Origin of the sequence: Chryseobacterium sp. BLS98 (assembly GCF_001045445.1) — a bacterium.
Lineage (GTDB): Bacteria > Bacteroidota > Bacteroidia > Flavobacteriales > Weeksellaceae > Chryseobacterium.
Window position 1 is genome coordinate 564487 of the sequence record NZ_LFNF01000001.1, and the last position, 22821, is coordinate 587307.

Annotated in this window: 17 protein-coding genes; 10 read left to right on the plus strand and 7 right to left on the minus strand. The window is 39.0% G+C overall.

The features are described from left to right. Nucleotides 1-132 precede the first annotated feature (132 nt). The 7 genes from pth to mfd form a co-directional block, all read right to left on the minus strand. Nucleotides 133-696, minus strand: a complete 564-nt coding sequence (pth, locus tag ACM40_RS02580) for an aminoacyl-tRNA hydrolase (RefSeq protein ID WP_048501260.1) — start codon at nt 694-696, stop codon at nt 133-135. An 85-nt stretch (nt 697-781) separates the two neighbouring features. Beyond that, the gene (locus ACM40_RS02585; RefSeq protein ID WP_048501261.1) at nt 782-1711 is read right to left on the minus strand and encodes a hypothetical protein; all 930 of its coding nucleotides are present in this window, start codon (nt 1709-1711) and stop codon (nt 782-784) included. A gap of 98 nt (nt 1712-1809) precedes the next feature. Further along, nucleotides 1810-2682, minus strand: a complete 873-nt coding sequence (locus ACM40_RS02590) for a hypothetical protein (RefSeq protein WP_048501262.1) — start codon at nt 2680-2682, stop codon at nt 1810-1812. 148 nt (nt 2683-2830) lie between these two features. Next, nucleotides 2831-3574: a hypothetical protein gene (locus ACM40_RS02595; RefSeq protein WP_048501263.1), complete on the minus strand. Its 744-nt coding sequence runs from the start codon at nt 3572-3574 to the stop codon at nt 2831-2833. A gap of 7 nt (nt 3575-3581) precedes the next feature. Further along, complete coding sequence (locus ACM40_RS02600; RefSeq protein WP_048501264.1) at nt 3582-4397, minus strand: hypothetical protein; 816 nt, start codon at nt 4395-4397, stop codon at nt 3582-3584. Nucleotides 4398-4403: 6 nt separating this feature from the next. Then, nucleotides 4404-5225 (minus strand): hypothetical protein, encoded by an 822-nt coding sequence (locus ACM40_RS02605; protein WP_048501265.1) that lies wholly within the window; start codon nt 5223-5225, stop codon nt 4404-4406. Nucleotides 5226-5580: 355 nt separating this feature from the next. Then, a complete protein-coding gene (gene mfd, locus ACM40_RS02610) occupies nt 5581-8949 on the minus strand; it encodes a transcription-repair coupling factor (protein ID WP_048501266.1) in 3369 nt (1122 codons plus the stop codon). A gap of 257 nt (nt 8950-9206) precedes the next feature. On the opposite strand from mfd, the gene ACM40_RS02615 reads away from it, so the two are divergent. The 10 genes from ACM40_RS02615 (at nt 9207) to ACM40_RS20145 (ending at nt 22633) form a co-directional block, all read left to right on the plus strand. Beyond that, on the plus strand, nt 9207-9599 hold the full coding sequence (locus ACM40_RS02615; RefSeq protein WP_048501267.1) for a hypothetical protein: 393 nt from the start codon (nt 9207-9209) through the stop codon (nt 9597-9599). Nucleotides 9600-9779: 180 nt separating this feature from the next. Continuing rightward, nucleotides 9780-10028: a hypothetical protein gene (locus ACM40_RS02620; protein ID WP_048501268.1), complete on the plus strand. Its 249-nt coding sequence runs from the start codon at nt 9780-9782 to the stop codon at nt 10026-10028. Nucleotides 10029-10156: 128 nt separating this feature from the next. After that, nucleotides 10157-11656, plus strand: a complete 1500-nt coding sequence (locus ACM40_RS02625) for a GH3 auxin-responsive promoter family protein (RefSeq protein ID WP_048501269.1) — start codon at nt 10157-10159, stop codon at nt 11654-11656. A gap of 69 nt (nt 11657-11725) precedes the next feature. Continuing rightward, nucleotides 11726-12088, plus strand: coding sequence for a hypothetical protein (locus ACM40_RS02630; RefSeq protein WP_048501270.1), 363 nt, complete (start codon nt 11726-11728; stop codon nt 12086-12088). 93 nt (nt 12089-12181) lie between these two features. Beyond that, a complete protein-coding gene (locus ACM40_RS02635; RefSeq protein WP_048501271.1) occupies nt 12182-13417 on the plus strand; it encodes an MFS transporter in 1236 nt (411 codons plus the stop codon). Nucleotides 13418-13508: 91 nt separating this feature from the next. Continuing rightward, on the plus strand, nt 13509-15647 hold the full coding sequence (locus tag ACM40_RS02640) for a T9SS type B sorting domain-containing protein (RefSeq protein WP_048501272.1): 2139 nt from the start codon (nt 13509-13511) through the stop codon (nt 15645-15647). Nucleotides 15648-15749: 102 nt separating this feature from the next. After that, complete coding sequence (locus tag ACM40_RS02645) at nt 15750-17873, plus strand: T9SS type B sorting domain-containing protein (protein WP_048501273.1); 2124 nt, start codon at nt 15750-15752, stop codon at nt 17871-17873. A 203-nt stretch (nt 17874-18076) separates the two neighbouring features. Then, nucleotides 18077-19666 carry a replicative DNA helicase gene (gene dnaB / locus ACM40_RS02650; RefSeq protein ID WP_048501274.1) on the plus strand — a complete coding sequence of 530 codons (1590 nt, stop codon included), beginning with the start codon at nt 18077-18079 and terminating at the stop codon, nt 19664-19666. Nucleotides 19667-19746: 80 nt separating this feature from the next. After that, the gene (rnhA, locus tag ACM40_RS02655; RefSeq protein ID WP_048501275.1) at nt 19747-20223 is read left to right on the plus strand and encodes a ribonuclease HI; all 477 of its coding nucleotides are present in this window, start codon (nt 19747-19749) and stop codon (nt 20221-20223) included. Nucleotides 20224-20380: 157 nt separating this feature from the next. After that, nucleotides 20381-22633 carry a lectin-like domain-containing protein gene (locus tag ACM40_RS20145; protein ID WP_053077086.1) on the plus strand — a complete coding sequence of 751 codons (2253 nt, stop codon included), beginning with the start codon at nt 20381-20383 and terminating at the stop codon, nt 22631-22633. Nucleotides 22634-22821: the final 188 nt, after the last annotated feature.

The window sequence follows — 22821 nt, forward strand, 5'->3', positions numbered from 1 at the left end:
CACATTTATTACATATACATGAACATCATGTTATAGTTAGATTGGAAATTAATTTTTAAAAGTGCAAAAGAAGACCATCGGATTTCTCCGATGGTCTTTATTTTAAACTTGTCTGTAATTTATGTGCTTTTTCTATTTCCCATTGAATGCAGACATCGTATTATTGATCCCTGCAAATACAAAGGAAAGACTGGCTTTAGAGAATTTTTCAATTCTTTCAGGAAGTTTTTCAGATTCTTCTTCATTCCAGATTCCCAGTACATAATCTACCTGGCGTCCTTCGGAAAAGTCAGCAGAAATCCCGAACCTCAGCCTTGCATAGTTTTGGGTATTAAGCATTTCATTAATGCTTTTCAATCCGTTGTGGCCGGCATCAGAGCCTTTCATTTTCATCCGTAATGTGCCGAATGGAAGGGCCAGATCGTCGGTAATAATCAGTACATTCTCTAACGGGATATTTTCTTTCTGCATCCAGAATCGCACTGCATTTCCGGACAGGTTCATATAGGTATCCGGTTTCAGAACAAACACTTTTCTTCCTTTATATTTTCCTTCCGCCATCCATCCGAAGTTGGTGGTATTAAATGATGCTTCAAGCGTTTCTGCAATTTTATCAGCTACTTTAAATCCTATGTTGTGGCGTGTGTTTTCGTATTCAGGGCCTTTATTCCCAAGCCCGACTATTAAATATTTCATTGAGAAATTTTTTGCAAAATTAAGGGATAAAAAATAAAAAGCCCAATCTTACAAAAGATTGGGCCTGTATTTTAAAGATTTATCTTTAGAAAGGCTTGTAAATATAGTTGACACCATATCCTTTCGTCATATAAGTCTGTGGATCGTAGTTATAATTGGTTGTCCAGTTGATTGGAGACGGTATAGGAGGTAAAAGATCTGTCACAGACCTTTTCCTAGGATTGTTCGGAGACAGGATATGACTTTCTATATCATTCGAATCAGTTGATAAAAGTCTTGAAATTTTATACACTGTAGGAAGCAATGTAAACGGACTGATCTGAGTATCGTAATTTACAAAGTCATAGGCAAACCTGCTGGTAGGTCTTCCCATTGCCCCTCCGGCCATAGGCCCGTAATTTCTTACCACTCTGGATACGTTATCACCTAAATAAGTATACCCTGTTTTGGAATAACTGATATAGTTAAATGTTCCGGGAACATCAGGCCCATTTTTCATTATGATAGAATCCAGCTTTGCAGTAGAAGCGTTATACTTTATCTCGTAATGGGTCTTTGTTTTTCTTAAAAGAGTCTGAGGCCCTGGATTGGTTGCCGGTGGTACAGGTGGAGGTCTTCTAAACACGGAACGGTTCTCAGAAATAATCTGCAGTTTGTCGTTTGGTCCGTAAGTAAACAACTGACTGTAAGAAACGCTGTCTTTATCCAGTTTTCCATTACCATCAAGGTCCAGGAAACCATTAAAGGTAATCTGGCTTACTTTGTTTCCGCTGTATGCGATATTCGTAATTGAAGCACTATCGGTGATCACCCTTGTTACCAAAAGCCCACTGTATTGATATTCTGCTAATGTATCTTTGTCTGTAATTTCTCTGTATAATGCTCTCGGGCCATGAAGCCCTCCCGTATCGTTCAGATCCAATAACGGATCCCCATCCTCGTCTAGCATGTCTTTGCAGGAATGTATTGAAGAAAATCCTGCGATTAATAAAATAAAATAGAAAAGCTGTTTCATTTCCAGGTAATTGTTTATTTTTTGACAAATATAACTTTTTTTTGAACAAAAGTTATGTTTTTATTTATATTCCAGTAAAACCGATAATCAATTGGTTCTTATAAAGTTCTGTAAACATATTTCAGCACCTGATCTTTATCCGAAACAGGATAGTTATAGGCATCATACAGATACGTCATAGGTGTATTTACTCCAGGTGCAGGACTTGGCGGCATTACATATACCGATGTCGGGTTGTTGGGAGAAATTCTGTAAAAATTCTCGGGACGAACGAGACTCCATGCTGTAAAGAAAGTTTTGGGAAGTGTAGAGAACGGATTCACTTTAGAATCATAGTTCTGGTAGCTGTAAACCGTCATCTTGGCTGTAGCCATATTCGGGGCTCCTGTTCCAGTAAGTGTTCCTCTGGCACATTCCGCCTTAAAGATATTATCTCCGTTATAGGTAAAAGTACTTTCTGTGAATAAGCTGTATGCCGTATTTCCGGATACTTTTCTTTTTTCAAGGATTTTCACCAGTTTTTTACCTGTAGCATCATAAGTAAACGTGTAATCGCTTACGAAAGAATCTATCAATGTGGAAGCAGTTCCGGTACATGTTGCACTGTATACATTGCCTTTGCTGTCTTCACTTACACTAAACTCATAAGTAGTGCTCCCGGCCAGGCTTCCGATAAATTTTATTTTACCGATTTTATTATTGAAATACGTTACCGTACCTGTATAATAATTATTGGTGGTTCCGTCTCTCAGCATTCCTTTCTGAAAAACAGTGCCGTTAACTGTATATTCTTCCTGAACATTATTGTTTACCGTAATCTTTTCCAAAACTCTGGCAGGAGGAGTTGGTGTATTCCCGTTTCCTCCGTCATTGGCGCTGGGTTCGAACTGATCATCAGAAGAATTGTTACATGAAACCATCAACCCGAAAAGTACTCCGGCAACGATTTTAAAAAGATAGTTTTTTCCCATGAAAAAATATTTTAGTGAGTTGACAAATATAATTCATTTTTTTGACGAAAACATTTACTTATTCAACAAATTCATAACAATCTTTATCTTTTTACAAAAAAAACCTAAAAACATTTTGCTTTTAGGTTTTTTATGATGAATCCTGAAATTAATAAGGCTGCAATACGGATGTTGTAAGAACAGACTGAGACATTTCATTGTTCAGGAAATCTGTGTTTACTGCCCTTCCGATTCCCAACGTTCCTGAATTAAGGTTTCTTTTCGTACAGGCTACTTTTACGCTGTAATTGTTCTTAGGCATCAGATTCACAAGCGTTGCATTAAGGTTGAAGATTTTATAGCTTCCTTCGGAACCTATCAATACATCAGTCCTAACCGCTCTCAGGGCATTATCTACAAAGATCCCGCATGCAAAACCGGTAGAGGCGTTGGCGTTTCCTGTTTTCTGGGCTGTAGTCTGAAAGGTAAAAGCTACTTTATTGACTCCATTGGTAATAGAAAAAGTATCTACAGTTCCCGGAAGCACCGTCCAGGCAGAAGAAATTGCCGTACCTTCTGTGTAAGGGGTAGTAACCCCGTTCGGAGAAGAAAAGGAAGCTCCAGTCTGATCGGCAACAGTATTCAGTGAAAATACAGACATACTTCCTTGTCCGTCCGCAATTTTTATACTTTTCCAGTCATTTATATTCAGCTCTGAATTGTTATGAAGAATAGTTCCCGCTGCCCCGGCTGAGCCTTTCAACAGATTGGTCCCACCCGTTCTCAGTTCTTTTCTGGCGTTTAAATCTCCATTTACATCAAGCATATTAACGGGATTCGGAGTATTCACCCCAACTTGCGCAGGTATCCATGCGGCAAACAGCAATAATAATATTTTAATAATCTTTTTCATGCCTGAATTAATTTATAATAGGGTTAAACACCTGAGGAATTTCGTATACATCAACCTTCAGGGAAGACTGGGTAATAAAACTGTTGATATTGGTATCTGCATTGATTCCTATAGCCAGTACAACATCACTTGTTGTCCTGTAGGACCCCAGCCTTGAGCAGGCAACACTTACGTTATGCTGTCCTTTGGAAAGATTGGTCACCATCCCGATCTGGTTATGGGTAATAAAAGTACTTGAGGCACTACTTGCCTTTAAATTTCTCTGTCTGAGGTTAACCAGCTTGTTATCTACAAAAATACCGCATGCATAATCTATGGAAATATCAGGCGTTCCATTCACGGGAAGATTAGCCTGTACTACTGTTTCAAACTGGAAATACGTCTTACTTTCGCTACTGAACACACTGATAGGTTGCGACAGGTCTGTGATTTTCTTAAATCCCGGAAGGCTGGAAATATCCGCTCCTTTAATAAAAGCAGTGTTTTTGGCTGCAATGCTTGACTGCTCGCTACTCGTAAATTTTATTCCCGTTGTATCTGAGAAAGAATTATTGAATATCAGATAGAATTTATTCGGTTCATATTCCGGAATCCGGAGCGACTTCCAGATCGGAGGATATCCTTCTCCCTGAGAAACAAGGATCTGATCATTATTACCCTGTGACAAAGTATTGTCTGTAACGTTCAGGACAACGATTTTATTTCTGAGATTAACATCACCATTAACGTCTAGTTTTGCTTTTGGCGAGTCCGTATTGATTCCCACTTGAGCAGACAGAGACAGCCCTGCCATTAAAGACAGGATCGAAATAATATTTTTCATTATAGTTTAATTGCTTTTATAAGTAACGTATTCAATGACATCTATCTTCATGACAGATTCAAGCGTAAATGCGTTGGAAACCGTATTCACATCAGAAACGTTGCGACCAATGGTAAACTGCGAGCTCAGATTTGATGTATTGATTTTTCTGCACGCTACCTCAAGTTTTTGAGCACCTACAGGAACGTTCTGCTCTGTATAATTAAGCGTGAAAATATAATCCTGGATCCCTGACTTTTCTGTATTGTTATTCGAGACAATCTTATCAGGACGCACCGCTACCAATCTTCCGTTCCTGAAAACCCCGCAGGTAAAGGTAACAGACTGGGAAGCTGTTGCATCAGGAGCTTTCATCTCTATCCCGGTCTGAAACTGATAGGTAAGCCTGTTTCTTCCGTTTTTAATGATAATATTGTTTTCAAGCCCGGTAATTTTTGACCATTTTCCTTTTGATGTATCCGTAATATCATCTCCAACATTGTTTTTATAAACATTGTCCGCCGCAATACCGTTCGAAAGCGTTGTAATCCCCACTTGATCCGAAGACAAATACGAATTGATCAGTTTGTACTGTCCTTCTTCCATAAAGGAAACATTCAACGACTTCCAGACAGGGGGCAGTCCTTCGCCCTGCGAAACCAAAACCTGGCCGTTCAGCCCTGCATTTCCGATATTGTCGGATGTACCGCCTACTCTAAGTTCTTTTCTTAAGGTAATTTTCCCGTTGACATCGAGAGTGGATTTGGGAGAACTTGTTCCAATTCCCACTTGCGCGTTGACACAAAGCGATAAAAGCCCGGCCGCACAACAATAGATAATTCTTTTCATAATAAGGGCTGCAAAGTTATGAATTTAAATTATAAAAAACCATTTACAACTTTGTAAACCCGTATAAATAAAGCGATTATGTTATAGAATTTAATGTACAAAAAAGTAGAATTATTACTACAAAACATTCTTTTTTTATCTCCTTTCGAGGACAGGCATCATCCGAACCCAATACCAGCCGCCAATACAGCATTATTTTTTCTCATCATATTGTGATTTTGAAATGGCTGAGAATCCGAAGTAATTATACTATTCATGGGTAAAAATCATGTTTTTTTTCCATAAAAAAAGGCCTTAAAAAGTAAATTTTAAAGCCTTTCTTATTTTTCACGTATTAAAAAGAGCTGTTTTCTTCTTAATGATGTCCGATAATCGTTTTCAAAAGTACATTAACCTCATCTACATTTTTCACCTTTTCCTTTCTCATCATCAACAGGTTTCCTTCCTTGCCAATCTTCTCTTTTAGCTGTGCTTCCGCAGGATTTTGGGTTAAATAACTGATGATATGCCTAAACCTGTTGGTCTGGTAAAATTTATCCTGAGGATTTGCAGGGAAATACCCCAGGAACACTCCGTTTTTCATGACAATCTTTTCGAAACCTATTTCAGCGGCCAGCCATTTCAATGCAACGCTTTTCAACAGGTTTACCGCTTCTTTCGGCAAAGCACCGAAACGGTCAATCAATTCAAGTTCAAACTGATAGAGATCTTTTTCGTTATCAATCTCTGCAATCTTCTGGTATAGCAATAATCTTTCTTCTGTGTTGGAGATATAGAAGTCCGGAAGCATCAGCTCCAGATCAGTATCAATATTAACATCTTTTACAGATTTAAACAATTTCTGCCTGTCTTCCTCATTATCAAAAAGATTTTCAAAATCCGCATCATCTTTTAATTCTTCCAGCGCTTCCTGCATTAGCTTCTGATAGGTTTCGAAGCCCATTTCATTAATGAATCCACTTTGTTCCGCACCAAGAAGATCTCCTGCACCCCGGATTTCAAGATCTTTCATCGCAATCTGGAACCCGCTTCCAAGATCCGAGAACTGCTCAATAGCCTCTAGCCGTTTTCTCGCATCGGAAGTCATCATATCATATGGAGGTGTAATAAGATAGCAGAAAGCCTTCCTGTTGCTTCGTCCCACTCTACCTCTCATCTGGTGGAGATCTGCCATCCCAAACCTTTGGGCATCATTAATGAATATGGTATTGGCATTGGGTACATCCACCCCACTTTCAACGATGGTTGTAGATACAAGCACGTCATACTTTCCTTCCATAAAATCAAGGACATTCTTTTCCAGCTGTTTGCCTTCCATTTGTCCATGCCCGGTAATGACCCTGGCATCCGGGACAAGCCTCTGGATAAGTCCGGCAATATCTTTAAGGTTTTCAATCCTGTTGTTGATGAAATACACCTGCCCGTCTCTCTGTAGTTCATAAGACACAGCATCTCTTAAAATTTCTTCATTAAACCCGATCACCTGTGTATCAACAGGCTGCCTGTTCGGTGGTGGCGTTTTAATAACGGAAAGGTCCCTTGCCGCCATCAGTGAAAACTGAAGCGTTCTGGGGATAGGAGTAGCCGTCAAGGTAAGGGTGTCCACATTATTTTTCAGTGTTTTCAGTTTATCTTTTACAGAAACCCCGAATTTATGTTCTTCATCAATGATCAGAAGACCAAGATCTTTGAACTTAACCGAACTGCTTACCAGCTGGTGTGTTCCGATAATAATGTCTACTTTGCCGTTTTTCAGACCCTCTAATGCTTCAGCTTTCTGCTTGGCCGTTCTGAATCTGTTTACATAAGAAACATTAACGGGGAAGTCTTTCAGTCTTTCCTTAAAGCTTCTGTAATGCTGAAATGCAAGAATAGTGGTAGGAACCAAAACCGCCACCTGCTTGCCGTCGGTTGCCGCTTTAAATGCAGCACGGATAGCCACTTCCGTTTTTCCGAAACCAACGTCACCGCAAACCAGCCTGTCCATCACCGTATCTGCTTCCATATCCCTTTTTACATCAATCGTTGCTTTTTCCTGATCCGGAGTATCTTCATAGATAAAGCTGGCCTCAAGCTCATTCTGCAGATAGGAATCCGGCGTATAGGAAAAGCCTTTTGCTGTTTTTCTTTCGGCGTACAGCCTGATCAGATCGAAGGCAATCTGCTTTACTTTAGCTTTTGTTTTCTGCTTCAGGGATTTCCATGCGGGAGATCCAAGTTTACTCAGCACAATTTCTTTACCGTCGGGGCCGTTATATTTTGAAATCTTATGAAGCGAGTGAATACTTACATATAATAAGTCTCCGTTTTTGTATGTCAGTTTAAAACATTCCTGAATTTTCCCGTCATTATTCACCTTCACCAATCCCATGAATTTTCCTATTCCATGATCAATGTGGGCAATATAATCCCCTATTTTAAGCGACATCAGGTCTTTCAGGGTCAGCTGTTCGGATTTTGCAAAGGTATTTTTTGCTTTATACCTCTGATAACGGTCAAAGATCTGGTGATCCGTATATACTAAAATTTTATGCCCGTTATCTACAAAACCTTCATGAAGCTCAGATTTAAAGCTTTTAAAAGGAAGCTCATGTTCCAGCTCTTCAAATATCGATTCCAGCCTTTCTTTTTGCTTTTCAGTAGAAAAAGAAATCCAGGTATCAAAACCTTCCGCCTGCTTCTCTTCAATATTTTCTATCAGCAGTTCAAAATTTTTATGAAAAGACGGCTGCGGAAGCTGTTCCATTTTTATTTCCGTGATTTCTTTAAGGCCTTCGATGGGAGTACCGGCGAAATCAATGGTTTTAAATTTCTTAAAATCAAACAGGAAATCCTGATCTGAAATAAAGAGTTCCTGTGGTGTCCTGTGGGCAATATCTTTATTTAAAGTATCATATTTCTCTAATGATTTTTCATAAAAAGTCCTGATTTTCTGCATTCCTACAGCTCCATTTCTGGAAACCACAAAGCTTTCTTCAGGCAGCAGCTGCAGTAATGAAACCCTGGTTCCGGTTACCGAAAAATTCATATTGGAAACCAGCTGAAAGTCTTTCACTTTGTCTATGGAAAGTTGAGTTTCAATATCAAAGGTCTTAATATTTTCCACTTCATTCCCAAAGAAGGTAATACGGTAAGGTTTCTCGTTGGAATAGGAAAATACATCAACGATTCCTCCTCTTACAGAAAATTCTCCCGGTTCAGACACAAAATCCGCCTGCTGAAAGTTGTAGTGGTTCAACAGCTCATCTACAAAATCAAAATCCAGCTGATCCCCTACTTTTATATGATGAGAAATTGCTTTAAAATCTTCTTTCTTCAACACCTTTTCAGATAAGGCTCCCGCGTAAGCCACAATAATCTTAGGGGCTTTTCCGGAATTAATTTTATTTAGAACTTCCGTACGAAGCACAAGGTTGGCATTCTGTGTTTTCTCTATCTGGTAAGGTTCAAGATGGGTTGCTGGAAAATAAAGCACTTTGTCCTTTCCCAGCAGGTCTTCCATTTCAGTATTGGCGTACAGCGCATCTTCCTTATCATCTACCAGATAAAGAATGGTTTTCTTCTGCGTTAAAAACAGTTCAGCAACAAAAATGGAAACCGAAGATCCAGCACTTCCTTTCACGGAAATATGCTGGCTTTTTTCTAACTGAGTAAAGATTTCTTTTCCAAATTCTTTCTGAAGCAGGTCGGGAAGAAATTTTTCATGAATAGGTTTTAGCTGCATAAAATAGTAATCATATGAACGACAAAAGCGATTTCGGAAGTTTCCGAAATCGTTTATCTGATCACAAAGATAGGGATATTTTTTTCTTCTCTCACAAACAGAAGATTACAGAAAACACAGACTATTACCACATTTACATACCCAAATCTTAATTTTTTACCAATTTATTTAAATTAAAAGTTAAAAAAATATCAATAATCTGGCATGGCACAGTGTTTGAAAATTCCACCTTATCAAACTTTTAAAAAAATAAGATTATGAAAAAAGCAATTAGAATTTTAGGAATTTTTATGTTGGTATTTGTCGCCACATTATCTTTTGCATCGTGCAGCAGTGACGATGATCCTGTAAACAATGATTTTTTTGCAGGAACCTATAAAGGAAAGATATCGTACAATGACGGTTCTACTACCAACAGCACAGACAACGGAAGTGTATTTGTAACAAAAATCGCCAGCGGAACGAAATATAATTTTGCATTTTCGAACAGCATTCCGGATCTTAACGGAGTGGAATTTCAGCAGCAGGGTGACCATACCCTTGTGATGGTTGGCTCAAGTGCCACATCTTATATCAGAATTGACAATAATGAATTGAAAATTCTATACATGAAAGACGGTAAAACATGGACCGCCAACTGTACACGTTAAAATCAACTATTCATACTTATAATGAAAGCCCGCTTCTTCAGTGAAGCAGGCTTTTTTATTTTAACAGACTGAGTTTAAGTTTTTTTTAAGCAGTAATAAACTTTAGTTAAGGATTAAAATTACTGATTTTTCAGCCTGTTTTTTGTATACCTTTACTCAAGAAAAACAAACAGTACTCTCATGAAAAAATTTTTAACAGCAATGTCTCTGGCCCTAGGACTAGGATTTGCAACCGCACAGCAAACTGCTCCGGCAACGTCTGCAGCCCCTCATCAAACGACTACAAAAACAGTAAAAGCTCCTGAAGCTAAAACGGCAAAACCTGCAGCCAAAATGAAAAAAGACGGAACTCCGGATAAAAGGTACAAGGAAAACAAACACCTTAAAAAAGATGGTACTCCGGACAAAAGGTATAAAGCAAACAAGTAAACTTTAACATATAGTTGTTATTTTCATAATCAAATTTCGAAGAACCGATGAACTCATTCATCGGTTTTTTTATGGCTATCCTGTTGAAAAATAATTTTATATTCTGTACTTATTTATAAATTTGAGGCATGTTAAATTTCTTCAAGAAAAATATGGCACTGGCCTGGGCAAAAAAACACGTTCAGAAAACAGGGGAATTCAAAAAAAACTCCGTGAAAAATCAGGAGGCTCTTTTGCTGTCTTTAGTTAAAACAGCTCAGAAAACTCTTTTTGGAAGGGAGCATGATTTTGAAAACATTCATTCTACAGAGGATTTCCAAAACAAAGTACCTGTTGCCGACTACGAGGATCTGAAACCTTACATCGAAAGGGTAAAAAAAGGGCAGGCCAATATTCTCTGGACCGAAACTCCTGAATATTTTGCAAAAACTTCGGGAACTACCTCAGGTTCAAAATACATTCCTATTTCTAAGGAAGGAATACCGTTTCAGGTGGCGGGAGCACAAAGTGCATTATTCCACTATATTGCCCGGAAAAACAATGCAGATTTCGTAAACGGAAAAATGATCTTCCTGCAGGGAAGCCCTGAATTAAAAGAAAATTTTGGCATAAAAACAGGCAGACTTTCAGGAATTGTGGCGCACCATATCCCTAAATATCTTCAAAAAAACCGGTTGCCAAGCTGGGAAACCAATATGATGGAAGATTGGGAAGCCAAGGTGGATAAGATTATTGAAGAAACGGAACATGAAAATATGACCCTGATCTCCGGAATCCCGCCATGGCTGGTGATGTATTTTGAAAAACTTACGGAAAAACACGGAAAGAAGATTAAACAGATTTTCCCTAACCTGCAGCTTCTCGTCACTGGAGGAGTAAACTATGAACCCTACCGTGATAAAATGAATGATCTGCTTGGCGGAAAGGTTGATATTATACAGACTTTCCCCGCTTCTGAAGGCTTCTTTGCTTTTCAGGATGATTATACAAAAGAAGGACTTCTTCTTTTAACGAATCACGGTATTTTTTATGAATTCATCCCTTTGGAAGAATATGGAAAACCTGATGCCCGGAGACTTACTTTAAAAGATGTGGAACTTAACAAAGACTACGCATTGATTCTTACTACGAACTCAGGATTGTGGGCTTACTCAATAGGTGATGTTATAAGGTTTATTGATAAAGATCCATACAGGATACTGGTAAGCGGAAGAACAAAACATTTTACTTCTGCTTTCGGAGAACATGTAATTGCTTTTGAAGTGGAAGCAGCCATGAAAGCCACACTGGAAAAATATACAGCTCAAATTACAGAATTCCACCTTGCCCCGCAGGTAAATCCGGCAGAAGGACTTCCCTACCATGAATGGCTGATAGAATTTGAAAAAAATCCGGAGGATTTAGACTTGTTCAGGAGTGAACTGGACCGTCAGCTGCGTGTAAGAAATACTTATTACGACGATCTTATTGCAGGAAATATTCTTCAGCCTCTTATGATTACAACGCTGAAAAAGAACGCCTTTCATGAGTATGCAAAATCGCAAGGGAAACTGGGAGGCCAAAATAAAATCCCAAGACTTGCGAATGACAGAAAAATTGCAGATCAGTTAGAAATTTACAAACTTTAAAGATATTTTTTCAATTCCAAAAACATATATTCGAAAAAAATTATAAATTTGAAAAAATAAAAAATAATAATGAAAGCATCTGTACTTTTAAAATCATCTTTACTAGCCTCTTTATTTGTCATTTCATCCTGTGCTACCACAAAATACAGCGAGGATATTTCAAAAAACAATTATTCTAATTTGCAGGCTGGAAAAATGTATGTTCTTACCCTGAAAGATGGTTCTCCGAAAAAGAAAATGCTATTCCGAAACATTGACGGCGACAACCTGATAGGAACTGCAGGAAAAAAGGACAGTGCAGAAGTGATTATCCCTAAATCTAATGTAGCCGCTGTAAAAGACAGATCGAAAGCCAGAGTAACAGCGGGTGCTACCGTAATCGGTGCAGCAGGTGTTGCAGCCATCGTGATCAGTGCACTGAGAGCAGACTAAAATAGATTTTATCTTTCGGGACTTATTTGATTTATCATTTAAAAAACCAGTATATCAACAGCCTTAAATGAATATTTAGGGCTATTTTTGTGCATGATTTCCTTTACACCGTTAAAAACATTGCAAAATGTTGAATTCAGGAATCTTCTTACGGGAAGATTTTTTATTGTTTTAGCCTTCAGAATGCTCGCGACTTTATTAGGATGGTGGGTGTATCAGTTAACAAAAGATCCTTTTTCAATAGGCCTTATCGGACTTTCAGAAGTTATTCCTGCGGTAAGCTGTGCTTTATATGCAGGCCACGTTATTGACATGAATGAAAAAAAGCGTCTGCTTCTGATCTGTAATTATGCTTACATTTTCCTGATCGGCCTGCTTCTGATTCCGGCATTTTTCAATGTCGAAATGCACTTTAACGGTCATGAAATCACTTATTTCATATATGGTGTTATCTTTTTCACAGGAATTGCCAGGGCATTTATCGGACCTATTGTTCCTTCCATGATTCCGAAAATTGTAAAAAAGGAAAATCTTCCGAATGCGGTAACCCTGAACCAGGCCACCTTCCTGATTTCTTCCGTATGCGGACATGCTGTAGGAGGGCTTCTCATTGGCTATTTCGGGGTAAAATGGACTCTTGTTGTGATTATTTCCTTAATATTTGTTGCATCATTGTTTTTCGGGCAGCTTAAACAGCAGCATTCCGAGTATAAAAAAGAGAATGTAAATGTTGTGGAAAGCATGCGGGAAGGTATTTCCTATATTTTCAAAACAAAAGAGATTTTAGGGGCATTATGCCTGGATATGTTTGCCGTTCTTTTTGGAGGGGCTGTTGCCATGATCCCGGTATTTGCTACTGATATTTTAGATGCAGGAGCGGAAGGTTTCGGTCTTCTGAATGCGGCTTCAGATATAGGCTCTATGTGCATTATTACTTTGCTGGCACTTGTTCCGTTAAGAAAAAACCAGGGAAAAATACTTCTTATTGTGGTTGCCGGTTTTGGACTCTGCATTATTGGTTTCGGCTTGTCCAAGCTTTACTGGCTATCATTTATGTTCCTCGTTATGAGCGGAATGCTTGACGGAATTTCAGTGGTGATCAGAGGAACTATTGTACAGCTAAAAACTCCGGATCATATCCGCGGGCGGGTACTGAGTGTGAATTCTATATTTATCATGTCCAGCAATGAAATGGGGCAGTTCGAGAGCGGTCTGATGGCAAAATTGCTTGGCGTAGTGCGGTCTGTGGTCTTCGGGGGAAGTATGACCGTATTGGTAGCTCTTCTTGTAGCAGGTACAAATCCCAAGTTGAGAAAAATGAATTATTAGATAATAATATCCCATTTCTATTAAATATATCACAAAAACTTTAATTTAACTTTAATAATTTTTTATATTTGTCTTTTTTAAATCCCCCTTTATGAAAAAAGCATTACTCGTTTTTCTAATCATCTGTTCACGCATCTTATATGCCCAATCAGATTGTATTAGTGCAATATCTATCTGCGGAAACTCGGATATCTCTTATACACCATCAGGACCGGGAAATGTCCTGGAAGGTATTGGTCTCAATTCGTGTCTGAGTGATACGGATAATGAGCACTTTTCGGTATGGTATACTTTTACGGCATCGACTTCGGGAACATTGGCATTTGTAATTAATCCTACCGTTGATACCGATGACTACGATTTTGCAGTATACGGCCCTACAACAAATGGCTGTACTTCATTGAACAACAATAACATTTTTGTAACCCCGCTGAGATGTAATTTCAACGGAACAGGTTCATCTCAGGGAAATACGGGCTTATTGCTGACAATCCCGCCACCACCACCGCCAAACACGAACGGAAGTGCAGGAAACCAAGCTGAATGGAGTCCTCATATGGTAGTACAGGCCGGTGAAACTTATTATCTTGTTGTGGACAACTACAGAAGTTCACCGGATGGCTTCTCCCTGACTTGGACAGGTACAGCAAGCTTAAGTTCTGCATTCAACGATCCTTCTTTGGCTCCGTTCCCGTTTACTACTCCGGGACTTCCGGCTGCTAACCCTAACGACCCGAATGAAGTAACGGTATGTTCACTTGCTACTCCATTCAATTTTACATCATTAAGTACGGGAATTATCAACGGAAACAGTCCAAATTTCAAAGTATCTTATCATAAAAACACTAACGACGCTATTACAGGAGGAAACCCTGTTACGTCAGAAGTAGTGAGCCTTACACAGGTTTACTATTACAGAATTGTATATCAGGATCCTGCGAACCCAACAAATCCTATGAACGGCTGTTTTATTACCGGGAAATTTAAATTCAGGGACGGCAGTTTTACTTTAAATAATGCTACGCTTACCAGCTGTAGTAATAATGGTTCGGGTACGGCAATGTTTGACCTTACTACGGCCGCTATAGGAGCAGGACCAACCCATACATTAAAGTATTATCCTACGATGTTCGACCTGAATGCAGGAACGAATGAGATTACAAGCCCTTCTATATATCAGTTTGTTTCCGCTCAGGGAAAAATATATGTAAAGGCAACCAATGAATTCGGATGTACAGCAACAGCTGAGATTACCCTGAAGTTCCATCCGCTGGTACCGGTAACTGATACTTCCTTAAGATCTTGTTTCCTGGAAACCAACCCTTCGCTGGGAACATTTAACCTAAGCAACGCTACAGTAACGACTTTAACAGGAGCTACTAAAAAATATTATCCTTCTTTAACAGATGCAGTAAACGGAACGAATGAAATTCTAAGCTTCCTGACATATACTGCACCGTCAGGAGTGATCTATGTAAAAGTATTTAATGCACAGGGATGTTATTCAATCGCAAAAGTAACATTAACTGTACTTTCTCCGGTTTATTCGAGTGTACTTCAGGACAAGATCATCTGCGTTGAGGATAAAACCACACTGGATGCAGGTCCAGGATTCAACGGATACGAGTGGAGCACAGGAGCCACTACCCAGTCTATTACCAACGTAGGTGTAGGAACTTATTGGGTGAAACTAAAGACGGGAGACTGTATCACATTACAGAACGTGAAAGTATACGCTTCCGAGCAACCTGTTGTTTCAAGCATTGATATTGCCAACACTTCTATAACTGTAAATGTTATCGGAGGAACTCCTCCTTACCAATATTCAATGGATAATATTAACTGGCAGGATTCCAATATATTCACCAATGTTTCAAGAGGAGATCATACGGTATATGTAAAAGATGCTTACGATTGTGAACCTATTGATATAACAGTTGTAGTTCCTAACCTTATTAATGTGATCACTCCAAACGGAGATGGCATAAATGACGTAATAGACTACTCAGCATTATCAGGAAAACAAAGTCTTGTATTGAGTATTTTTGACAGATACGGAACAAAAATCCATCAGGCTGACAAAACCAACGGATTCAAATGGGACGGAACCGTAGCCGGTAAAAAAGTTCCTACAGGAACCTACTGGTATTCTGTAACATGGAATGAAAATGATAAAAAGAACACTCCATTCAAGTTCTCAGGATGGGTAATGGTAAAAAACAGAGAATAATTTCTTATCAAAATAAAAACCGCTCTCCGGGGCGGTTTTTTTAACATAAATGCTGATAACTTTATTTTACTCAAATCTTGTTTCACAAAAATCATTTTAAACATGAAAAAAACACTACTTTTTTTAATCTTATTTATAACACAGGTGTTTTATGCACAGTCGGACTGCGTTACTGCAACTCCTCTTTGCGGAAACTCCGAGTTTTCAGCTACTCCACTTGGACACGGAAGTGTTAACGAGAATCTATCCACAAACGGATGTCTTGGCCGAGATGAAAACTACACCTTATGGTACACGTTCACCATTGCAACATCAGGAACCCTAACATTCGTTATTGATCCTAATACTGATTCCGATGATTATGATTTTGCAGTATATGGCCCTACCACAAATGGATGTGCCTCTTTACAGACAGGAAATAACGTCTTTGTAACTCCGCTTAGATGCAACTATAACGGAAGTACACCAACTGGAAATACCGGACTTACTTTAACCTTACCACCACCTCCACCACCTAACACAAATGGAAATGCAGGAAACTCGGCTGAATGGAGCCCTTATATGCAGGTACAGGCAGGGGAAACCTATTATCTGGTTGTAGACAATTTCAGAAGCTCTCCGGACGGATTTAAACTGACCTGGGGCGGTACAGCTACTCTTAGCTCAGCATTTAACGACCCTGTTCTAGCTCCTAACCCTTTTCTTCCACCTGGTATTCCCGGAGCTAATCCAAATGATCCTTCAACGATCATGGTATGTGGACTTCCTTCACAATTTAACTTCACTACCCTTACCCCTGGTATTATCAATGGAAACAACCCTAATTTCCAGGTTACTTACCATAATAATGTCGATGACCTTATTGCAGGAACCAATCCACTTACCATTGCTACTGTAAACGGGACAACAACCTATTACTACAGAGTTCGATATTTTGATCCGGACAATCCAAACAGCACTGTCAACAAATGTTTTATAAGTGGTAAGTTCAAATTTGTAAATGCCAGCATTACAGCGAGAAATGCTACTATTTTCGCCTGTAACAATAATAGTGAAGGTACAGGGAAATTTGATCTGACCACAGCAGATGTATTTACCGGAACGGTTACGAAAAAATACTATCCTACCTTAGCTGACCTGAACGCCGATACCAATGAGATTACTAATCCTACCGCATATATTTCAGCTGAGAAAACAGTATACGTTAAAGTAATTTCCGCATTCGGATGTACTGCTACAGCAGCTATTACATTATCATTCCATCCCGTAGTTACTTTGAAAGATGCGGTAATGGAAGAATGCTATATTGAAAATGATATCATGCAGGCTAAGTTTGATCTGACACAAGCTGACGTAGGAGCAGTAGCAGGGCAGACGAAGGCGTTTTATAAAACATTAAACGATGCCCAGGCAGAAACCAACCCAATTACACCTCAGACTGCTTACATCACTTCAAGCACTGAAGTTTATGTAAGAGTAACCAGCGCCAATCAGTGTTATGATATTGCCAAAATCACGTTAAAAGTTCTTCCTCCTGTAAAATCTGCAGTTCTGAAAGACAAAACAATCTGTGCTGAAGATAAAACAACATTGGATGCAGGACCTGGATTTGACGGATACGAATGGAGCACAGGTGCTACCACCCAGGCTATTACCAATGCAGGAATAGGAGTTTACTGGGTTAAACTGAAAACAGGAAAATGCTTCACGCTTCAGACTGTCACAGTTTTTGCTTCTTCACAGCCGGTAATCGCCAGTGTAGATATCAGCAACAATACAATCACAGTGAATGCCTCAGGAGGAACTCCACCATATATGTATTCAATTGACGGTACCAACTGGCAAACAACTAACACATTCAGCGGGCTTCCTAGAGGAGAAAACAAAATCTTCCTGAAGGATTCTTACGATTGTAATCCTGTTCAGATTACCGTTACTGTTCCGAATCTGATTAACGCGATCACTCCAAATGGAGATAAGGTAAATGACGAGATCGACTATTCTGCTCTGGCTTATAAGAAAAATCTTGTATTCATTGTTTATGACAGATACGGAAACAAGCTTTATGAAGCTAATAAAATGAGAGATTACAAATGGGACGGAACGGCTTCCGGCAAGAAAATCCCTACCGGAACCTACTGGTATACCATCTCATGGAACGAGAATGATAAAAACAATACTGAAACTAAATATTCAGGATGGATACTCGTAAAAAATAAAGAATAAGCTATTCTTCATATCACAACAAAAGACTGTCGTAACTGACAGTCTTTTTTATTTTATCCTGATGAAGATTTCTTGTTAAATTTTTTTATTTTTGAACCCCGTTTTTTTTACTAACACTCATTTATCCCATTCATTGTAGTTTAACCGAGGATTGCGAGTAAGTTGTTAGTTATTATTTTTCTTAAATAAACTATCTTTGCATTATGGCGCAGAAAGAAACATTATCCTCCCTTACACACGGAAACTTTGCAAGAGAACTGTCTATTGCGGATGGAAAAATGCCTCCCAATGCTGTAGATTTTGAAAGACTGGTGATCGGAACTTTTTTAATAGACAAAAAAGGGCTTGACCACTCTATCGACCTTCTTACTCCTGAGGTATTTTATGACCCGAGACATCAGGTTATTTTTTCTACCATATTAAAGCTTTATGAAGGCAACCATCCGGTGGACCTGATGACGATTATCCAGGAATTAAAAAAAGAAGATAAACTCAGCCAGGCAGGCGGTGACCACTACATCATCGACCTTACCATGGGAGTAAGTTCCTCTGCCCATATTGAATACCATGTACGTGTTATTCTTGAAAAATACATCTTAAGAAGCCTTATTAATGTTTCTGCCAACGTGATCGATTCATCCTATAAAGAATCCACCGATGTATTCGAGCTTCTGGATAAGGCTGAACAGTCCTTCTTTGAAATTACCAACGGTACAATCAAAAAAGGATTCGATACTGCCAATTCATTGGTAAAACAGGCCATCGACACAATTAAATCCCTTAAAGATAAAGAAGGACTTTCCGGAGTTCCTTCAGGATTCAGAGATATTGATAAAGAAACAGGGGGCTGGCAAAATTCCGACCTCATCATTATCGCAGCTCGTCCGGCGATGGGTAAAACGGCCTTCCTTCTGTCCATGGCCAGAAATATAGCTGTAGGCCACAAAATCCCGATGGTGCTTTTCTCTCTGGAGATGGCATCCGTACAGCTTATCACCAGGATGATTGCTTCGGAAACAAAAATCTCTTCCGAAAAGCTCCGAAAAGGAACGCTGGATGATGAAGAATGGCAAAGACTGTTCTCCAACGTCTCCGAGCTTGAGAACGCCCCGCTTTTTATTGACGAAACTCCTTCCCTTTCTATATTCGACTTTCGTGCAAAATGCCGTAGACTGGTAATGCAGCATGGTGTAAAGCTGATCATGGTGGATTATCTTCAGCTGATGACCGCAGGAGGCGGAGGAAAAGGAGTCGGAAACCGTGAACAGGAAATCTCTATGATCTCCCGTTCATTAAAGGCGATTGCCAAAGAACTTAATGTCCCTGTTATCGCACTTTCCCAGCTATCGAGAAGTGTGGAAGCCCGTCCTGGTAAAAGGCCCCAGCTTTCCGACCTCAGGGAATCCGGAGCTATTGAGCAGGATGCGGATATCGTATCATTTATTTTCAGACCTGAATATTATAAAATTTCCGTTTGGGATAATGATGAAGAAGGCCAGGAAACCTCAACGGAAAACCAGGCTGAATTAATTATTGCCAAACACAGGAATGGTGCAACAGCGGATGTAAGATTATCATTCCTGAAACACTTTGCCAAATTCGGGGATATTGAAGCTGCTTTTGATGGTGGTATGGGAGGTTACCCTTCCAATTTCGGATCCAATGAGCCGAGTGGTTTCGACAAGATAAAAACTACTATTCAGCCTGGCGCAGCATTTGATCTCCCGGACAATTCAAAACTTTCGGGATCATCTATGAACGATTTTGATGACGATGATGATTTTCCTTTCTAGTGTTGCCCTATTTTAAATTAAATAACAGGTTAGTACTCAGTTGAAAAACGGATACTAATTTCATAATATACCTTAAACTTTTGAGAATAGAAATCTACACCGACGGTGCATGCAGCGGAAATCCCGGAAAAGGAGGCTATGGCATCCTCATGCGCGTTCCTGAAAAGAATTATCAGAAAACATTTTCAAAAGGATTCAGAAAAACAACCAATAACAGGATGGAGCTGCTCGCTGTCATTACTGCTATGGAAAAACTAAAATCTTCGGAGAACGATATTCACATTTACACAGACAGCAAATATGTAGCAGATGCCGTGAATCAAAACTGGATTGCCGGATGGATTAAAAGAGGCTGGAAAAATGTAAAAAATCCTGATCTCTGGAAAAGATTCATTGAGATGTATAATAAGCACAAACCCCATATGCACTGGGTAAAAGGCCATGCAGGCCATTTTGAAAATGAGCTCTGCGATAAACTGGCTGTAGCTGCTGCAAGCTCACCTGATCTGGAAATTGACACTTATTTTGAAGGACTGGAAAGCAATTCTCTTTTTTAATAAATATAATTTTACATCAATATTATTTACTATTTTACCAACCTTCTTATCATTTGTTAATAAATCATTATCATTTTTGGTAAAATTAACATTAAATAACTATTAATTACTTGGGATTTAATATATTTACAGTGTCTTATTAAGTAACCCCACTTCAATGAATAAATCTTTACTGTCGTACATTTCCCTCTTTCTGCTTTTTTTGTCAGGAGGAGTGTTTTCTCAAACCTATCAGTTAACCGGAAATCCCATCAGTACTACCGGCTGGTCAATGGTTGCTCCAACCCAGGTAATGGGTGATTTTGTCCAGCTCACCCCGGACACCAATAACCAGTCGGGATCAATCCGGCTTAATGATCAGATCAATTTAAAATACTGTGATAAATGGAGAGTTGAATTCGATTTCAGAATGGATTCTAATCAAACTTCTAACGGAGACGGGCTTGCATTTTGGTATCTTGCCAATCCACCCGTTGCCAGTGTATTAGGCTCCGGTCTTGGTGTTTCCCAAAATGCAGTTGGCCTTATTGTAGGATTTGATACCTACAATAACACAACCGGCGCCACAATGAGCAAAGTACATGTTGCTTACGGACAGGTTGCCAACACAACAGATACTAACAATATAGAATTTTTTAATACTGCCGGAAGCTCTTTTCACTCACCGGACCTGAATACAACGCAGCCTTTTCAAGGGACAACATACAAACATGTTGAAGTAACAGCACAGGTAGATCCGGCAAACCCTATCAATTGGATCATAAAAATAACACTTGACGGTACGACAATTTGTAATCAGTCTTTTGCTCCTTCGGGTGCTGCCGCCGCAATGACTATCGGATATTTTGGATTTTCAGCTTCTACAGGAGCAGCAAGATCAAGACACTCCATTAAAAATGTAAAAATTTACACGGATAAAGTTCCTATTCTGCAAAATACAGCAACCCAATCTTTCTGCCCAAATCCAACTACAGGATTCGGATCTGTTAATTTAACTACTTTTAATTCCCAGTTTGTAAGCAATCCTTCAAACTATACATTCACTTACCTTCAGGGTTCTACACCAATTACGAATCCTACGAATTTTCAGTTCAATGCAAATACTACTGTTACGGTAATTGTAAAAGACAATGCAGGAATATTATGCGATAATCCGGATGGAAAAATACTATTGGTTCTTGCCCCACTTACCCTCACCGACAAAACTTTAACGACATGCAACAATAATAAAGCAGGAACAGGGATATTCAACCTTAATTCCGCTGCTGTAACAGATGTTGTAGGGGCTACCAGAAAATATTACAAAACATTGAATGATCTGAATACCAACACTAACGAAATTGCAAATCCTGGCACATACACTTCTGCACCCGGAGAAGTCTACGTAAAAGTTACAACTCCACAGGGCTGTACCGGTACTGCAAAAATTACATTAACATTTTTCCCTGAAACCCCGGTAAAAGAAGCCACATTACAATCATGCTTCCTGCAGAATAATATTACAAGCGCTGTATTTGACCTTACTTCTGCCAATGTAACCACATTAACCAGCGGTTTTACAAAGAAATATTATACAAGTGTGGCAGATGCCTTAAGCGGATCCAATGAAATTGTTAATCCCTCTCAATATTTGTCCGTAAGCACTGCCATCTATATAAAGGTAACAGATGCTAACGGATGTTTCGGTATAGCAAAAGTGAATCTTATAGTGCTGCCACCGGTAATATCTTCTGTTTTAAAGGATAAAATAATCTGCATCGACGGCAGAACCGATCTGGATGCAGGCCCAGGCTTTGATGGGTATGAATGGAGTACAGGAGCTACTACACCTTCTATTCAGGGTGTAGGTGTAGGACTTTATTGGGTAAAGCTGAAAACAGGAAACTGTATTGCACTGCAGATGGTAAAAGTGATCGCCTCTGCAAATCCTGTGATTACAAGTATTGATATTAACAACACAACAGTAACCGTTAATGTTTCGGGAGGTACTCCACCTTATAAATATTCGTTAAACGGAATCGACTGGCAGGATTCAAATACATTTACAGGACTTCACAGAGGAGAGGCCAGGGTTTTCGTTAAAGACTTCTACAACTGTTCACCTGTTGAAGTTCAGATTACCGTACCTAACCTGATTAATGCCATTACACCAAACAGCGACAACGTGAATGACTTTATTGACTATTCTGCACTGGCATACAAGAAGAACCTTGTTTTCATAGTATATGACAGATATGGTAATAAACTTTATGAAGCCAATAAACTGAGAGACTTTAAATGGGACGGAACTGCATCCGGCAAAAAAGTCCTTACAGGAACTTACTGGTATTCGATTTCATGGAATGAAAATGATAAAAACAATACACCTACGAAATATTCAGGCTGGGTATTGGTAAAAAACAGAGAATAATGGGTTTATCATACAAAATCACTCCTTCATCGGAGTGATTTTTTTAATAGGATTGAGCTTTCGGAATAAAGACTTATCATATCTTAACTTAACAAATAAAATATATTTTATTTTTAATCATTTCTTATAAATTTTAAAAATTACTTGTAAAATTGACAATTTTTACTAATCATTTGACAATTATACAT